This window comes from Streptosporangium sp. NPDC003464 (assembly GCF_053588315.1).
This window is the reverse complement of the sequence record NZ_JBSFPS010000240.1, coordinates 1-15,565: the sequence shown is the minus strand read 5'-3', so window position 1 is coordinate 15,565 and position 15,565 is coordinate 1. Positions and strand designations below refer to the sequence as shown.

Here is a 15,565-nt window from a genome sequence, read left to right as displayed (position 1 = left end):
GGCGACCGGCCTAGACGTCCACTCCTTCGCCTTCTGCGCCCGCTTGTTCGTCCGCTTGACATCACTCATGGCTAGAGTCTATCTCTAGAGTTCGGCGGTGCCGTTCGAACAGCCGGGCTCTCTCGGGCCGGGCCGCCGCCGGCCGGGCCGCGGGAGGTCAGCCCATGTGCGGGTAGCGGTGGTCGACCGGCGGGACGAACGTCTCCTTGATCGTGCGGGCGTTGACCCAGCGGATCAGGTTGAAGATCGAACCGGCCTTGTCGTTGGTGCCCGAGGCGCGGGCGCCGCCGAAGGGCTGCTGGCCGACGACGGCGCCGGTGGGCTTGTCGTTGACGTAGAAGTTGCCCGCCGCGAAGCGCAGCCGCTCCGACGCCGAGGCGATCGCGTAGCGGTCCTGGGCGATGACCGAACCGGTCAGCGCGTACGGGGAGACGCTCTCCATCTGGTCGAGCACCGCGTCGAAGTCGGCGTCGTCGTAGACGTGCACGCCGAGGATCGGCCCGAAGTACTCCCTGGTGAAGATCTCGTCGGTCGGGTCGGCCGACTCCAGGATGGTCGGCTTCACGAAGTAGCCGGTGGAGTCGTCGTAGGAGCCGGTCAGCACGTTGATCGAGTCGAGCCCGCGGGCCCGGTCGATCGCGGCCTTGTGCTTGGCGAAGGCCCGCCCGTCGATGACCGCGCCCATGAAGGTCGACATGTCGGCGGCCACGTCGCCGACGGTCAGCGACTCGGAGATGCCGACGAGGTCGTCGCGGATCAGCGACCAGACCGAGCGCGGGACGTAGGCGCGGGAGGCCGCCGAGCACTTCTGCCCCTGGTACTCGAACGCGCCGCGGACCAGCGCGGTGGTCAGCACCGCCGGGTCGGCCGAGGGGTGGGCCAGCACGAAGTCCTTGCCGCCGGTCTCGCCGACCAGACGCGGGTAGGACCGGTAGGAGGCGATGTTGGCGCCCACCGTGGACCACAGGTGCTGGAAGGTCGCGGTGGATCCGGTGAAGTGGATGCCGGCCAGGTCCGGGTGGGCCGTGGCGACCTCGGAGACGGCGGCGCCGTTGCCGGTCACCATGTTGATGACGCCCGGCGGGAGCCCGGCCTCCTCCAGCAGGCGCATGGTGAAGTGCGCGGCGAACTGCTGGGTGGGGGAGGGCTTCCAGACGACGACGTTGCCCATCAGGGCCGGCGCCGACGGCAGGTTGCCGGCGATGGCGGTGAAGTTGAACGGCGTGATCGCCAGGACGAAGCCCTCCAGCGGGCGGTACTCCATCCGGTTCCACACGCCCGGGGACGACACCGGCTGGTCGCTGTAGAGCTGGCGCGCGTAGGCCACGTTGAAACGCAGGAAGTCGATCAGCTCACAGGCGGAGTCGATCTCGGCCTGCTGCGCCGACTTCGACTGGCCCAGGACCGTGGCGCCGTTCAGCGTCTGCCGGTACGGCCCGGCCAGCAGGTCGGCGGCCTTGAGGAAGATCGCCGCGCGCTCGTCGAACGACAGGGCGCGCCAGGCGGGCGCGGCCTTGCGCGCGGCGTCGATCGCGGCGCGCACGTCGTCGGCGGTGGCGTCAGCCGTACGGCCGAGCACGGAGGCGTGGTTGTGCGGCTGGACCACGTCGATGGAGGCGCCGCCGGCCATCCGCTGCTCGCCGCCGATCGTCATGGTCAGGTCGAGCTGGGCTCCGGCCAGTTCCTTGACGCGGTTCTCGAGCGCCGCACGCTCGGCGCTGCCCGGCCCGTAGCCGAGCACCGGCTCGTTGGCGGGGGTAGGAACGTTGGAGATGGCATCCATCACTTGCCTCCAAGGGCACGAAGAAAGAAGGCGATGTTGGCCGGGCGCTCGGCGAGGCGGCGCATGAAGTAGCCGTACCAGTCGTCGCCGTAGGGGATGTAGACGCGCATGGTGTGGCCGGCACCGGCCAGGGCCTGCTGCTTGTCGGTGCGGATCCCGTAGAGCATCTGGTATTCGTACTCGCCCAGGGATCGGCCGAAACGGTCGGCCAGGGTCTCGGTGATCGAGATGAGCCGGTCGTCGTGCGTCCCCACCATGGGGTAACCCTTCCCCGCCATGAGGATCCGCAGACAACGGACGTAGGCCTTGTCGACCTCGACCTTGTTCTGGTGGGCCACCGTGGCGGGTTCGGCGTAGGCGCCCTTGACCAGGCGGACCCGCGAGCCCTCGTGGGACAGGTCGCGGCAGTCCGCCTCGGTGCGGAACAGGTATGCCTGGAGGGCGACGCCGGCGGAGGGGTAGTCCTCGCGCACCGCCCGCAGGATGCCCAGCGTGGAGTCGACCGTGGTGTGGTCCTCCATGTCGAAGGTCACGTTCGCCCCCGAGGCGTGGGCGGCCTCGCAGATGCGGCGGGCGTTCTCCAGAGCGATCTTGTCGCCGTCCCCGCCGAGCGCCTGGCCGACCGCCGAGAGCTTCACCGAGACCTCGGCGCGGTCGCCGAGCCCCAGCCCGCGCAGCGCGTCGAGCAGCACGATGTAGGCGTCCGCCGTCTGGGCGGCGGCTCCGGCGTCCCGGGTCTCCTCGCCCAGGTGGTCGACGGTGACGGCGAGACCGGCGCCGGTCAGCCGGCGGATGGCCTCGACCGCGTCCTGGGTGGTCTCGCCCGCGACGAAGCGGTCGACGACCTTGCGGGTCAGCGGGACGCCGGACACCGCGCGCCGGACGAGCGGCACCCGCGAACCGGCGAGAAGAAGGGAACCGAGCATGCTTTCAGACTAAAACCCCTGTTCAGATAGGGCTCATGTGCATCTGCCACGAGCGCTGGAACCGCTGTTCATACAGATGCACAACAATGGGAGGGTGTTGCAGGAGACAGTCGACGAGATCGCCGCCAGGCTCGGGGCTTCCGCCACGATTGAAGATCGTTCGTTCCAGCTCCTGGCCTATGCCGCGCAGAGCGGCGACATCGACGTGGTGCGCCAGGAGTCGATCCTGCGCCGCCGCGCGACGGAGGAGGTGCGGTCCTACTTCGAGGGATACGGCATCGCCGCCGCGCGCGGCCCGGTCCGCATCCCCGCCGACGCCGAGCTGGGCGTCCTGGCCCGCGTGTGCGTGCCGCTGCGCCACCACGAGGTCACCTACGGCTACCTGTGGCTGCTGGACGACGGCACTCTCGACGGTGACGCGCTCGCCTCGGTGTCGGGCCTGGTCGCCCGGGTCGCCGCGGCGCTCGCCCAGGAGGCCCGCAGCCGCCAGGACCTGGGCCGGAACCTGCGGGAGCTGTTCTCCCCCGACGCCGACGAGCGCTCCTGGGCGCTGTCCCAGCTCGACGTGCACGGCCCGGTGACCGCCATCGCCGTCCGCACCTCGCTGGAGCGGGTGGCCGCGCTCTGGACCCTCCCGCGCGGCGTGCTCTCCGACCCCGGCCTGCCCGTCCAGGGGGAGCCGCTGGTCGCGCTGCTCGCCCCGGCGGGCCAGGCGTGGCAGCTGGCCGGCCGGGTCCAGTCCATGTACGGCACGGCCGCCGGGGTCGGGGACGCCCGGGCCGACCCCGCGCAGGCCTGGCGGAGCTGGCGGGAGGCCGTGCAGGCGCTCAGAGTGGCCGACCGGGTGCCCGCCCTGGCCCCCGTCGCGGCCTGGTCCGACCTCGGCGTCTACCGGACGCTGGCCCGCCTGTCCCAGGCCGAGCTGCGCGAGCTGGCGGGGGAGACCGCCGGGCTGGCCGTGGACCCGGAGCTGGCCAGGAGCGTGGAGGGTTACCTCGACCGGGCGGGCCAGGTCCAGGCGGCCGCGGCGGCGCTCGGCGTGCACCGCCAGACGCTCTACTACCGGCTGGGCAAGGCCGAGCGGCTCATCGGCCGCGACCTGGCCGACGGCGAGGACCGGCTGTTGGTCCATCTCAGCCTCAAGGCGGCCCGCCTGCTCTAGCGATGCGCCGTCCTCGGCCCGCCTGCTTCAGCGATGTGCCGTCCTCGGGCCGTCGGTGACCGGTGTGTTCCCCGGCTCCCGTCTGTGCGAGCATGCGCCTATGAGCGACGCTGATCCGGTACGGCAGGCGCTGTCGAGGCTGGTGGACTCCGGCGAGCTCCGTGCCGAGCAGGTGGAGCCGGTCGCCCGGGCCGTGCGCGAGGCCCTGCGCGAGCGGCCGGCCGGCGGCGTGCGGTGGAGCGAGATCGTCTCCTACGTCGGCGGCGGGCTCGTCCTCGCCGGGGCGGCCACCTTCGTCGGCCTGGGGTGGGACCGGATGTCCCAGCCGGCGAGGATCGCGGTGCTCGCGGTCATCACCGCCCTGCTGCTGGCGGCCGCCGCCTGGCTGGGCCGGATGGCCTGGGCGGCGACCGGCCGGACGGCCGCCGTGCAGCGCAGGGTCGCCGCCACGCTCGCCGCGCTGGGCTCGGCGACGGCCGCCCTCTGCGCGGGGGTCGTCGCCGAGCACGACGAGGTGCTGGCCGGTGGCGCGGTCGGACTGGCCGTCGCGGCCGCCGCCTACGTGGCGCTGCCCACCGCGGTCGGCCTGCTGGCTTGCGGGGCCCTGGCTCTGGTCGCCGTCACCGGCCTGCTGGAGGCGTTCGCCCGGCCGGAGAGCGCCGCGTGGGGGGCCGGTTACGTCGCGCTGGGCGCGCTCGTCCTGGCCCTCGCCCTCGCCGGGCGCCTGGTCCCGCGCCCGCTCGCCCTGGGTACGGGCGCGGTCATCGCGCTGGCCGGAGGGCAGTGGCCGTTGCTGTGGGATGAGCAGACCTGGGGCTACTCGGTGACCGCGCTGATCGCGCTGGCCTGCCTGGCGCTGTACGGCAGGGAACGCGCCTGGGTGCTGATCGTCGCGGGCGTGACCGGGCTGACGCTGGCGGTCCCCGAGGCCGTCTGGCACTGGACCGGCGGGGCCGTCGGCGGTGCCGTGATCCTCGTCCTGGCCGGGGCCGTCCTGCTGACCGCCGCCGGCCTCGGCGTCCTGCTGCACCGCCGTACCGCGCCGGGACAGGACAGGCCGGGACAAGCAGCGCCGGGACAGGACGGGCAGGGACGGGCCGAGGGGTAAGGGAGCCGAGGGGCAAGGGAGCGGAACGACTCCGCCGTGCCGCCGCGCTGCCGTGCGGCGCGCGGACGGTAGGGGACGGGGGACCAGCCGGATCTACCGCCCGGGACCGGACTTGAAAGCCGGGCAGGAAAGCCGGGCAGGAAAGCTGGACAGGAAAGCTGGACATGGAAGCCGGACTTGAAAGCCGGGCAGGAAAGCGCCGGACATGAGAACTGGGGCCCCCGTATGGGGACCCCAGCAGGTGTGGCCGGTCAGTGCCGCGCGGCGAGCGCGTTCTCGTAGACCTGGACGAGCTCCTGGCTGATCCGCTCCCAGGAGTAGCGGGAGCGGGCGCGGTCGGCGCCGGCGAAGCCGAGCGCGGTGCGCCGGGTGGGGTCGGCGAGCAGCTCGCGGATGAGGCGCGAGGTCCGCGCCGGACGGTCCGCCGGCACCAGCAGGCCCGTCACCCCGTCCACGACGGAGTCGAGGTGGGCGCCCACCGCCGAGGCGATGACCGGCACGCCGCACGCCATGGCCTCCAGCGCGACGACGCCGGTCGAGGTCTCCTGCGGCAGCGAGACGACCACGTCGGCGCTGCGCATCAGCTTGGGCACCGAGGTGTGCGGGACCTGCCCGAGCAGGGTGACCCGGTCCTCCACGCCGACCTCCTTGGCCAGCAGCATGACGCGGTGCGCGTCGGCGTCGTGCGGCAGCGCCGCGGCCTCCGGTCCGCCGGCGATGAGCAGTTCGGCGTCGGGGATGCCCTCCAGCGCGCGGATGGCGGTGTAGACGCCCTTTTCCTTGGTCAGCGGCCCGACGTGGAGCAGGCGGGGCCGGGTGCCGCGGGCCGCGGCCGGCCCCTGGCGCCGGAACCGCTCGACGTCGACGCCGCAGGGGATGACCGAGATGTTGCGGCGCGGCACGCCCAGCCGGATCAGCGTGGACTCCTCGTCCCCGCATCCGGCGATCACCGCGCTGGCCCGGCGGCCGATCGCGCGCTGCACCCGGACCTTCTTGGCGTCGTGGGTGTGCTCGCTGCTGAAGCTCTGGGTGAACGGGACGCCGAGACCGTCGGCTCCCGCGATGGCGGCCAGGCCGCCGGTCCAGGAGTGGGCGTGGATGACGTCCGGGCGGTCCTGCCCCCAGCGGCGCATGAGCTGGTCGCCGAGGTCGGGCAGGTAGGGCAGGACGCTGTCCTCGGGAAGGTCCTCCGCCGGCCCGGCGGGCAGGTTCTCCAGCGTGACCCCCTGCGACACCCGCACCCGCGGCTTGTCGGAGTCGGAGTGCCGGCGGGTGTAGATCGTGACCTTGTGCTCCCGGCCCAGCTCGCGGGCGATGGCGAGGAGGTGGGCACGCTGCGCGGCGATGTCGGACTGGCTCTGAGAGGAGGACAGCGCGTCGGAGGAGACGAATGCAATATTCACGGCACACCTCTGGGAGGAGATAGGCATGGAAAGCCTGTGATTCCTTCAGGGGTGCCTGCGTCTTAGGCACACGTCTGTATGAGAGAAAACATACCCGGATTCCCGCCGTCGGCAAACCTCAATTTTTCCCGCTCCGCCGCGGCTTCCCGGGGCGGGCGCCGGCCGTGCCCGCCCCTGCCGGTCGTCTGCCCAGGTCGGCGCGGATGTCCTGGGCGCCGCGAGTCACCGGGAGCGCCATGCCCCACCGGGAGCACCGTGCCGGGGGGCGGACGAGGCGCGTGGGGCGGGTGAGTCACACGGCGCGCAGGGCGAGGATCACGATCTCGTCCCACACCCGTCCGCCGGAGAAGGCGTGCCGGTCCTCCTCCACGGCCTTGACCACCGTGGCCGGGGACTGCGCCACGCAGCGCGCGAGCACGTCGGCCAGGCGGTTCTCGCCGTACGGCTCGCCCTGCTCGTTCTGCGAGGCGACCAGCCCGTCGGAGTAGAAGACCAGCGTCTGGCCCGAGGACAGCGTGAGCTCCTCGCTGAACATCTCGGCCTCGGCGGCGATGCCGAGCGGCACGCCGCCGCCGGCGGTGAACCGTACCGAGCCGTCGGACTGCAGGATCGCGGCGGGATGGTGTCCCGCGCTGGCCAGTTTGATCCTGCGCGCCCGGATGAACCCCGCCACCGCCATCACGAACATGCCGCTGTGCTGCACCGTCAGCGCGTGGTTCAGCTTGCGCAGCGCCTCGCCCGGATCGGACTCCCAGACGCTGAGGACGCGCAGCCCGTTGCGGACCATGGCGCTGACCGACGCGGCCTCCTCGCCCTTGCCCGCCGCGCCGCCCAGGGCGAACCCCCACCCGTCCCGCACGGGGAAGACGTCGTAGAACTCGGCCCCGACCAGGCTGGAGCCCGCGTGATAGATCGCCGCCGCCTCGAATCCGGGGATGTCCGGCAGGCTCCGCGGCACCACGCTGGTGCGCAGCGCGTCGGCGGCCTGGGACCGCGTCTGGAAGCTGCGCCGGGCGCGCAGGGCGAGTCCGAGGTGGACACCGATCTCCTCCATCAGGCCCAGGTCGGCCAGGGAGAACGGCTCGCGGTCGCGCAGCCGTAGGAGGGTGAGGGCGCCCAGCGCGCCGCCGTCACCCTGGATCGGCACGATCAGCGCCGAGGCGGCGCCCATGACCCGCAGCAGCGGCGGCCCGCCGGGCACCTCGCCGAGCAGCGTCTCGTCCTCCAGCATCTCGTGGACCACGCCCGAGCCGCCGGTCAGCACGTGGGCGACGGCCGGCGCGGTCAGCGGGGTCATCCCCTCGATCAGCCGGATCAAGTCGGTCACCGGCTTGTCGCCCGGGCCCAGCACGCAGGCCCGCCGGGGCACGCCGTCGCGGACCACGTCGGCGATCACCCAGTCGGCGCTCTCGGCCGCCAGCAGCCGTGCGGCCCGGGTGACGGTCACCGGCTGGCGCAGGCTCTCCTCGTCGAGCAGCAGGCGGGTCATCGCGGACAGCAGCTCCTGGCGGCGGGCGGCGGCCATGACCAGGGAGGCGTCCGACCGGTCGACCGGTCCCCGGGGGGCGCCGGCCACCTGTGCCTCCAGCGGGAGGATCACGACGGCGGTCATCTCCTGCGGCTCGCCCGGCATCGTCAGCCGGGTGAGGGCGAGCTGCACCGTGTGCGCGCGGCCCTGGTGGGCCAGCCGCGTCTGGAACGTCGCGGTCTGCCCTCCCTGCTGCACCGCCGTCAGGTGCGAGCGGAACGCGGCGCGCCGGGAGACGTCGACGAACAGCGGGAAGGAGCGCCCGATCAGATAGCCGGCCGGGCTGCCCAGCATCTGGGAGGTCTCCGCGCTGATGCGCCGGACCACCCCCGAGGCGTCCAGCACCACCACGGGGACGGGGAAGGTGCGGAACACCTGCCGCAGCAGCTTGAGCTCCCGCTGCGACCCGCTCTCCCGCTCACCGGACCGCTTGGGCGCCTTGCGCAGCTCGCGCAGGGACGTCTCCAGCAGCTCGCGGGCGGTGTCGAGCTCCGCCAGCGCGGCGTCGAGTGTGGACCGGGGGTCGGCTGGGTAGGCGGACCTGGTCTCGCGCAGGGAGGAGACCCTGGTCGTCAGCGCGCTCAGCGCTTGCTCCAAGGCCTGAAGGCCAATGGCGTCGGTCAATGTTCGTCCTCGTCAGCGGCCGGGATGGGACTGGCCCCGTCGTAGACGGTACGCCACCCGGTGGGTCGGATCGATGCGCGGTCAGATAGTGATTAAGTTAGCGAAATCAGGAAGGGGTTCCGTGACATGGAGATGGTCACTCCCGTTCTCGCCCGGGACCTCGCCGCGCTCGGCAGGGTCAGCGAGGAGACCTCGAGCGAGAGCGTGCTGCGCGGGCTCACCACCACCCTCGCCGGCGACGTGCCCGGCTGCGCGGGCGGTTCGGCCGAGCTGTGGCGTGCCGAGCGCCTGGTCGTCTCGGCCTCGCACAGCGAGCTCATCGTGCTCGTCGACAGCGAGGGCGAGCTGGGACAGGGGCCCTCCGCCGAGGCCCGAGCCACCGGCCGTCACGTGATCATCCAGGACGTGCTGCGCGAGTCGCGCTGGCCGGACTACGCCGGCATGGCGGTCCGCTGCGGGATCCGCTCGGTCCTGGCCCTGCCGATCACCGTCGAGCGCGCCGTCCTGGTCCTCGGCCTGTACGGCGTGCGTCCCGGCGTCTTCGCGGCCCGGAGCGTCCCCCCGCTGGCCGACATGCTCGCCGAGCAGGTGGGCGTGGCGCTGGCCAACATGTGGGACTACGACGAGGTCAGGACCGACGCCGCCCAGATGCAGGAGGCGCTGGCCGGCCGGGCGATCATCGACCAGGCCAAGGGCATCATCATGAAGTCCAGCGGCTGCTCGGCCGAGGCCGCCTTCGACGAACTGCGCAGGATCTCCCAGCACCACCAGGTGAAGGTAGCCGATCTGGCCCGGCTGCTGGTCGACGAGCACCAGCGGAACCGGGGCGGGCGAGCCGGCTGAGAGGGCGGCGCCCTGAGCGAGGTGCCCGGGAGGCGGCGCCCCGGGGGCGAGGTGCCCGGGGGAGGGAGCTGTCCGGGAGGCCGGCGTGTCGCGGCGGCGCCGTGGCCGCCGGGAGGGAGCACCGGCCGCCGTGGACACCCGGGCCGGAGGGCGCCGTGACACCCGGGCCGGACGGCGGGGGAGCAGGTGGGGGAGCGGGCTAACCGAACGCGGCGAGCGCGTCCTCGACCGTGTCGTAGAGGGGCAGGCGCTGGGCCAGGCCGGTGATCCACATCACCTTGGTCTTGGCGTACTCCACGCCGATGAGGGCGAATTTCCCCCCGGAGTTGGTGCTGAGCTGCCAGTGATGGACGATGAGTCCGAGCGCGCGGGAGTCCATGAACGTCACCCCGCCCAGGTCCAGCGCCATGTCCGGACCGTGCTCGGCGACCTCGGCCGCCAGGTAGTCGGCGAACTGGTCCCTGGTCGTCGCGTCCAGCAGGCCCGTCACCCGGATCACATTGACCCCACCGACCAGCGCCGACGTCAGAGTCAGGGCCGCCGCTCTCTCGCCGTTCTCCGACACCGTCACTCAGGTCCTCCTCGCCATTTGATTAGCAACCTTACTGTTACCTGAGAGCGAGCAATACTCCCGGAATCGGGGTAATACTAGAACCGAGGTCCAGCAGAGGGCCTCGCCTCGAAAAGTGGTCGAGGCGATGCCGTCTGCCCGGATGCTGCTCCGAGCTGCCGGTGTCGTCCGACAGTTATACAAGGAGCAGCAATGTCTGTTCAGGCCCTCGAACTCACCGACATGACCGCCGAGGAACTCCTCGCCGAGATGGTTCTGCCCGAGGTCTCCGAATACCGCGCCGAGCGCCTGCGCGAGCGGATCGTCGAGATGCACCGGCCACTCGCCATGGAGATCGCCCGCCGCTACCGCTACCGGGGCGAGCCCTTGGAGGACCTCCTCCAGGCCGCGTACGTCGGGTTGATGAAGGCCATCAACGGATTCGACCCCACCCTCGGCCACGCCTTCCGCGGCTACGCCGTGGTCACCATGACCGGTGAGGTCAAGCGCCACTTCCGTGACCGCACCTGGGCCATCCGGGTGCCCCGCGTCTACCAGGAGCGCAGGGCCGAGCTGAACCGGCTGGTCGCCGATCTCAGCCAGGACCTGGGCCGGTCGCCGACGATCGCCGAGCTCGCCGCGAAGATGAACATCTCCGAGGAGGACGTCCTGCTCACCCTCGACGCCTCGGCCGCCTACAGCGCCCTCTCGCTCGACGCGCCGCTCGGCGCCGACGACGACGCGGCCGCGCTGGGCGACGTCATCCCCGACGAGGACGACGCGCTGGGCGTCCTGGTGGACCGCGAGGCGGTCAAGCCGCTGATCGACAAGCTGCCGACGCGTGAGAAGAACATCCTCCTGCTGCGGTTCTTCGGCAACATGACCCAGGCGGAGATCGCCGCCGAGTTCGGGATCTCCCAGATGCACGTCTCCCGTATCCTGCGGAAGGTCCTGGACCAGCTCCGCGAGGAACTCGTCGCAGAATGCTGAATACACGGCCCCTCACCGGGCACCCCAGTCGGCGACGGCAGGAGTGGCATAGGGTGCGTTTGAATGATCCCCAGGCGCCGGGGAAGATGGCGCGGTGGGACAGGGGAGGCGGATCTCGCGTGAACGAGGACGGTGTTCGTCCGGCTCGCTTCCTGGCGAGCGGCGCCCGTTCCCGGCCCGTCCCCGCCGGAGCCGCCGTGGCGGAGATCGCCTTCTGCCTCCCCGACCTGCCCGACGTGCGCGACTTCGCCACCGTCCAGGCCATGCGGAGCGGGATGTCGCAGGAGAGCCTGGCCGACTTCCTCGTGGCGGTCAACGAGGTCGCCACCAACGCCGTCACCCACGGCCATGCCACGGCCAAGGCCGTGCTGCGGATGTGGACCGTCGGCCGCACCCTCGTCGTGGAGATCCACGACGAGGGGCAGTGGTCCCCTGACGGGCCCCCGGGCGACACGCCGCCCGCGCCCTATGCCACCAGCGGCATGGGGCTCTGGGTGGCCCGGATGATCAGCTCCGACATCAAGTTCGAGACCGGGGCGGCCGGGACGTTCATCACGATGTCCTTCAAAGTCTGAAACGGCTTTTCCCGACATAAGACCCTTATCGGTCCGAATCTGCTTTTTTGGGTACAAGCCGGTTTATGACAGCACCTGTCCGCATATTGATCGTCGGCGGCGGCTATGTCGGCATGTACGTCGCCCTGCGGCTTCAGCGCAAACTCCGGCGCGGTGAGGCCCGCATCACCGTCATCAACATCGACTCATACATGACCTACCAGCCGTTCCTCCCGGAGGCGGCGGCAGGCAACGTCGAGGCCAGGCACGTCGTCGTGTCCCTGCGCCGGGTCCTGAACAAGTGCGAGATCCTCAACGGCTGGGTGGCCGGCATCGACCCCGTCGCCCACACCGCCGACCTGCGCCTGTACGAGGGTCCCGGCCGCACCCTGTCCTACGACATCCTGGTCTTCGCGCCGGGCTCCATCTCCCGGACCCTGCCCATCCCGGGCCTGGCCGAGTGGGGCATCGGCTTCAAGAACGTCGAGGAGGCCATCCACCTCCGCGACCACGTGCTCGCCCAGCTCGACCTGGCCGAGTCCACCACCGACAGTGCCGTCCGGTCCAGGGCGCTGACCTTCGTCTTCGTCGGCGCGGGCTTCGCCGGCGTCGAGGCACTGGCCGAGCTGGAGGACATGGCCCGCGACGTCTGCCGCTACTACCCGACGGTGGACCCCGGCGACATGCGCTGGTTCCTGGTGGAGGCCACCGACCGCATCCTTCCCGAGGTCGGCCCCGAGATGGGCCGCTGGACGCTGGAGCAGCTCCGCGGACGGGGGATCGACGTGCGCATCAACACCCGGCTGAGCTCCGCCGAGGAAGGGCACATCGTGCTCGACGACGGCACCGAGTTCGACACCGACACCCTGGTGTGGACCGCCGGGGTCAGGCCGAACCCCCTCGTGCACCACAGTGGGCTCCCGCTGGACGACAAGAGCCGGGTGAAGGCGACCGCGGAGCTGGCCGTCGAGGGCTTCCCCGACGTCTTCACCGCGGGGGACTGCGCCGCCGTACCCGACCTCACCAAGCCGGGGGAGATGTGCGCGCCCAACGCCCAGAACGCCGTACGGCAGGCCCGCCGGCTGGCCGACAACGTGGTGGCCACGCTCCGGGGCAGGGAGCGCAGGCCCTACCGGCACGCCTACGCCGGGTCGGTGGCCAGCCTGGGACTGCACCAGGGGGTCGCCCAGATCTACGGCCGCAAGATCCGCGGCCTGCCCGCCTGGTTCATGCACCGGACCTACCACCTGTCGCGGGTCCCCACCGTGAACAAGAAGGTCCGGGTGATGACCGACTGGACCCTGGGGCTGTTCTTCCGCAGGGAGACCGTCTCGCTCGGCGCGATAACCCGTCCCCGCCAGGAGTTCGAGCTCGCCGCCCGGACCGAGTCCGGCGTCCCGGCGTCCCGCTGACCCGTCCCGGCCCCTCCGAGGGGCCCTACTTGAAGGCCCGTCCGGGGCTTCTCCTGAAGGGGCCGTCCGGTGTCTCCTCAAGGGGCCGTCCGGGCCGCTCCGGCCGGAGGGGGCGCCGTCCGTGTGGACGGCGCCCCCTCCGCGCGTTCCTGTCCCGGCCGCGTCCCCGTCCGCTCCGCCGGGGCGATCCGCTCGGGCCGCGGGCTCTCAGACGGGCCCTCAGCGCCTGCGGCGCCAGCTTCCTCCATTCCCGCTCCGCACGCCCGCCGTACCGACTCCGGCCTGGTGCAGCGCGAGCAGGAGCAGGCCGAGGAGCAGGAAGGTCGTGCCGCTGATGCCGCCGATCCTGGTGTTGATCAGATCAAGGAGAAGGCCGAGGCCGAACACGACCGCGGCAGCGATTGCGAGCATGGGTCACCTCGTCCCGCTGGTCAGGGTCAGGAGCTGCTCCAGTGTCGCCCGGTAGTCACGCAGGGCGGTACGGAGCTGTTCGGTGTCGTTGTGGTCGTTGTTCTTCCAACGGCCCTGGAGCTCGGCGGTCCGGGCCTCCAGCGCGGTCCGCAGCGAGGTCGTGATCTCCCCGACGAGGGAGTCGGCGCGTTCCACCGAGTCACGCGGGTCGTCGACGAAACCGGCCTGGACCTCCTGCCAGCGCCGCCGTACCTGTTCGGAGTCGTGATCGAAGAGGGGGCCGCCGATGGTGTCGGCGCCGTGCGTGACGTCCGGGGTGTGTGCGGCGTCGGCGGTGTGCCCGGTGTGCCCGGTGTCCGCCGGGTCGGACCGGTCGGCGTGGGCCGCCGCCTGACCGGGTACCGGGAGGCCCGCGGGCCTGCCCGCGATCACCGTCGGCGTGTCGTCGTCGTCCAGGTCGCCGCGGCGGCCGTCGTCCAGGCCGTCGCGCCGCTCCGGGAGCACCCCGCCGTGACGCGGTTCCTGGGAGCTGTGACGCGGTTCCTGGGTGGCGGGCATCCCGTCGGCGCGCTGGGGCGGGATGCTCAGATCGTCGTCATCGTGCTTGTAGACCAGGCGGTCTTCATGCTGCCGGTCGTTCATGTCGGATCACCGTCCTCGGGGGTCGTGGCGGCCGGTCCGCCTGTCGTCGTTGGTCGTCTCTCCCGCCCGCGGACCGGTGTGCCGCGCGGAGGGGCCGCCGTTGGCCGCGCCCTCGGGGGCCGAGAGCAGCTCCTCGAACAGGACGCGGTAGTGGACCATGGCCTGCCGGAGCTCCTCGGTGGAGGCCTCCTTGTGGGCGGCGCGGCTGCTGATCTCGTGAGCCTGCCGGTAGTGGCCGAGAGTGCGGCCGTGCGCCACCGAAAGGTCGGACAGGCGCTGCTCGAAGTCATCGGTCGGATAGCCCCGCTCCGCCATCACGGAGGTCACCAGGTGATCGGCCTCGGTCACCGCGAAACCCGGAGCGTCCACGAACCGCTCCTGGACCTCCATCCACTTCTTGGCGTAGGCGTCACGTGTCCCGGAGTCGAGCGGCCTGATGTCGAGGGAGTTGACACGCTGCTCGCGGGCGATGAGCTCCTGCTCGGCCTCGTGCCGTGTGTCGCGCTCCCGCAGGGTGCGTTCGTACTCGGGGCCGAATCGATCGCGGAGTCGGTGCCGGCGTCGCTGCTGCAGTACGGCATAGCCGACTGCGATGATCGCCACCACCGCGACCACGATGACGGCCACCCAGATCACAGTGGACATGGCTGCCTCCGGTCGTGTAAGCGGTTGTCCCCGTGCGCTGCCCCGGAGACAAGCCTCGAAACCGGCCGCCCATGTCGGTGCCCGCCGTCAAAAATTTTCTGAACCGGCGTTTTGTCGAGCTTTTCCGGACGGCCGGCGGCCTCGGCGCGGTCTTTCCGTCCAGCGGTCCAGCGGTCTTTCCGTCCAGTGGTCCGGCGGTCCGGCGGTCCGGCGGTCGCGGTGATGCGCGCGCCCGCACGGTCCGGCCCGCACGGTTGGGCTCGTGCGGGTTCGGGTCGCGTGGGTTCGAACCGTGCGGGTTCGAACCGTGCGGGTTCAGGGCGTGCGGGTTCAGGGCGTGCGGTTCGGGTGGCGTGGGTTCGAACCGTGCGGGTTCAGGCCGGGTCCTGGTCCCGTGGGGGCTCCAACGCCCTGCGGGCCGCGGCCAGGACCGTCTCGACGAGCGACCGCCCGGGGACGGCCGGGATCTCGTGGAACCCCCGGTCCGGCTCGTAGGCGACGTCCAGGCCGTCGGCCACCAGCCGGTCGGCCCAGCGCAGCGCGGTGTTGAGCTTCTCCGAGGGGATCGCGCGTCCCTGGGCCACGGACGACAGGTTGCGCAGGTTCGTGGCCGGGCCCGACTGGCTGTGCGAGCGGTCCAGCTTCCACGGGATCGCCCGGGAGTGGTCGAGCATCGGCTTGGAGAGCCCCGCGGCCCTCTTGGCCTGCAGGATTCCCGACTCGCTCACTCCGAACCGCGCGGCCAGCTCCGCGTTGGACAGCCCCTGCCGGACGAGCCGTCGCAGCTCGTCCTGGTCGATCAGCGCTCTGCGCCCCACCTGCACCCCGTCTCTCGCGTGATCACATCCGCCGGCTGGACGCCTTGGCGTGCGCACGTCCAGCCGATCTGCGCTAAGGTTATGACGTCCCGCCCGAGAGGGCGCAGGACAACCGGGACGTAGCGCAGCTTGGTAGCGCACTTGACTGGGGGTCAAGGGGTCGCAG

General features: G+C 71.8%; 15 protein-coding genes. 6 read left to right on the top strand and 9 right to left on the bottom strand.

Translation table 11 applies throughout. The annotated features are described in order from the left end of the window. Positions 1–157 precede the first annotated feature (157 nt). Both pruA and ACWDS7_RS37365 read right to left on the bottom strand, forming a co-directional pair. The gene (gene pruA / locus ACWDS7_RS37370; protein WP_306858034.1) at positions 158–1,783 is read right to left on the bottom strand and encodes an L-glutamate gamma-semialdehyde dehydrogenase; all 1,626 of its coding nucleotides are present in this window, start codon (positions 1,781–1,783) and stop codon (positions 158–160) included. After that, the gene (locus ACWDS7_RS37365; protein WP_306858036.1) at positions 1,783–2,709 is read right to left on the bottom strand and encodes a proline dehydrogenase family protein; all 927 of its coding nucleotides are present in this window, start codon (positions 2,707–2,709) and stop codon (positions 1,783–1,785) included. The genes pruA and ACWDS7_RS37365 overlap by 1 nt, the downstream gene beginning before the upstream one ends. Before the next feature lie 94 nt (positions 2,710–2,803). On the opposite strand from ACWDS7_RS37365, the gene ACWDS7_RS37360 reads away from it, so the two are divergent. After that, complete coding sequence (locus ACWDS7_RS37360; protein ID WP_451933098.1) at positions 2,804–3,871, top strand: PucR family transcriptional regulator; 1,068 nt, start codon at positions 2,804–2,806, stop codon at positions 3,869–3,871. A 100-nt stretch (positions 3,872–3,971) separates the two neighbouring features. Beyond that, positions 3,972–4,979 (top strand): hypothetical protein, encoded by a 1,008-nt coding sequence (locus tag ACWDS7_RS37355; RefSeq protein ID WP_451933097.1) that lies wholly within the window; start codon positions 3,972–3,974, stop codon positions 4,977–4,979. Between the two features lie 251 nt (positions 4,980–5,230). Here the strand turns inward: ACWDS7_RS37355 and ACWDS7_RS37350 are convergent, their stop codons facing one another. Beyond that, the gene (locus ACWDS7_RS37350; protein WP_451933096.1) at positions 5,231–6,382 is read right to left on the bottom strand and encodes a glycosyltransferase; all 1,152 of its coding nucleotides are present in this window, start codon (positions 6,380–6,382) and stop codon (positions 5,231–5,233) included. Positions 6,383–6,674: 292 nt separating this feature from the next. Continuing rightward, positions 6,675–8,507, bottom strand: a complete 1,833-nt coding sequence (locus ACWDS7_RS37345; RefSeq protein ID WP_451933095.1) for a SpoIIE family protein phosphatase — start codon at positions 8,505–8,507, stop codon at positions 6,675–6,677. Between the two features lie 159 nt (positions 8,508–8,666). On the opposite strand from ACWDS7_RS37345, the gene ACWDS7_RS37340 reads away from it, so the two are divergent. Continuing rightward, complete coding sequence (locus ACWDS7_RS37340) at positions 8,667–9,377, top strand: ANTAR domain-containing protein (RefSeq protein ID WP_451933094.1); 711 nt, start codon at positions 8,667–8,669, stop codon at positions 9,375–9,377. Positions 9,378–9,576: 199 nt separating this feature from the next. On the opposite strand, the gene ACWDS7_RS37335 is transcribed toward ACWDS7_RS37340, so the two are convergent. After that, complete coding sequence (locus tag ACWDS7_RS37335) at positions 9,577–9,948, bottom strand: STAS domain-containing protein (RefSeq protein ID WP_451933093.1); 372 nt, start codon at positions 9,946–9,948, stop codon at positions 9,577–9,579. A gap of 192 nt (positions 9,949–10,140) precedes the next feature. On the opposite strand from ACWDS7_RS37335, the gene ACWDS7_RS37330 reads away from it, so the two are divergent. The 3 genes from ACWDS7_RS37330 (at position 10,141) to ACWDS7_RS37320 (ending at position 12,883) form a co-directional block, all read left to right on the top strand. Further along, complete coding sequence (locus tag ACWDS7_RS37330) at positions 10,141–10,917, top strand: SigB/SigF/SigG family RNA polymerase sigma factor (RefSeq protein ID WP_306858050.1); 777 nt, start codon at positions 10,141–10,143, stop codon at positions 10,915–10,917. A 119-nt stretch (positions 10,918–11,036) separates the two neighbouring features. Next, the gene (locus ACWDS7_RS37325; protein ID WP_306858052.1) at positions 11,037–11,492 is read left to right on the top strand and encodes an ATP-binding protein; all 456 of its coding nucleotides are present in this window, start codon (positions 11,037–11,039) and stop codon (positions 11,490–11,492) included. Between the two features lie 65 nt (positions 11,493–11,557). Beyond that, complete coding sequence (locus tag ACWDS7_RS37320) at positions 11,558–12,883, top strand: NAD(P)/FAD-dependent oxidoreductase (RefSeq protein ID WP_451933092.1); 1,326 nt, start codon at positions 11,558–11,560, stop codon at positions 12,881–12,883. Between the two features lie 219 nt (positions 12,884–13,102). Here ACWDS7_RS37320 and ACWDS7_RS37315 read toward each other — a convergent pair whose 3' ends face one another. From ACWDS7_RS37315 to ACWDS7_RS37300, 4 genes are all read right to left on the bottom strand, one after another. Continuing rightward, positions 13,103–13,294, bottom strand: a complete 192-nt coding sequence (locus tag ACWDS7_RS37315; RefSeq protein WP_306858056.1) for a hypothetical protein — start codon at positions 13,292–13,294, stop codon at positions 13,103–13,105. A gap of 3 nt (positions 13,295–13,297) precedes the next feature. Continuing rightward, a complete protein-coding gene (locus tag ACWDS7_RS37310) occupies positions 13,298–13,936 on the bottom strand; it encodes a hypothetical protein (protein WP_451933091.1) in 639 nt (212 codons plus the stop codon). A 6-nt stretch (positions 13,937–13,942) separates the two neighbouring features. Continuing rightward, positions 13,943–14,581, bottom strand: coding sequence for a hypothetical protein (locus ACWDS7_RS37305; RefSeq protein WP_451933090.1), 639 nt, complete (start codon positions 14,579–14,581; stop codon positions 13,943–13,945). 374 nt (positions 14,582–14,955) lie between these two features. Next, complete coding sequence (locus ACWDS7_RS37300; protein WP_451933089.1) at positions 14,956–15,399, bottom strand: hypothetical protein; 444 nt, start codon at positions 15,397–15,399, stop codon at positions 14,956–14,958. Positions 15,400–15,565 lie beyond the last annotated feature (166 nt).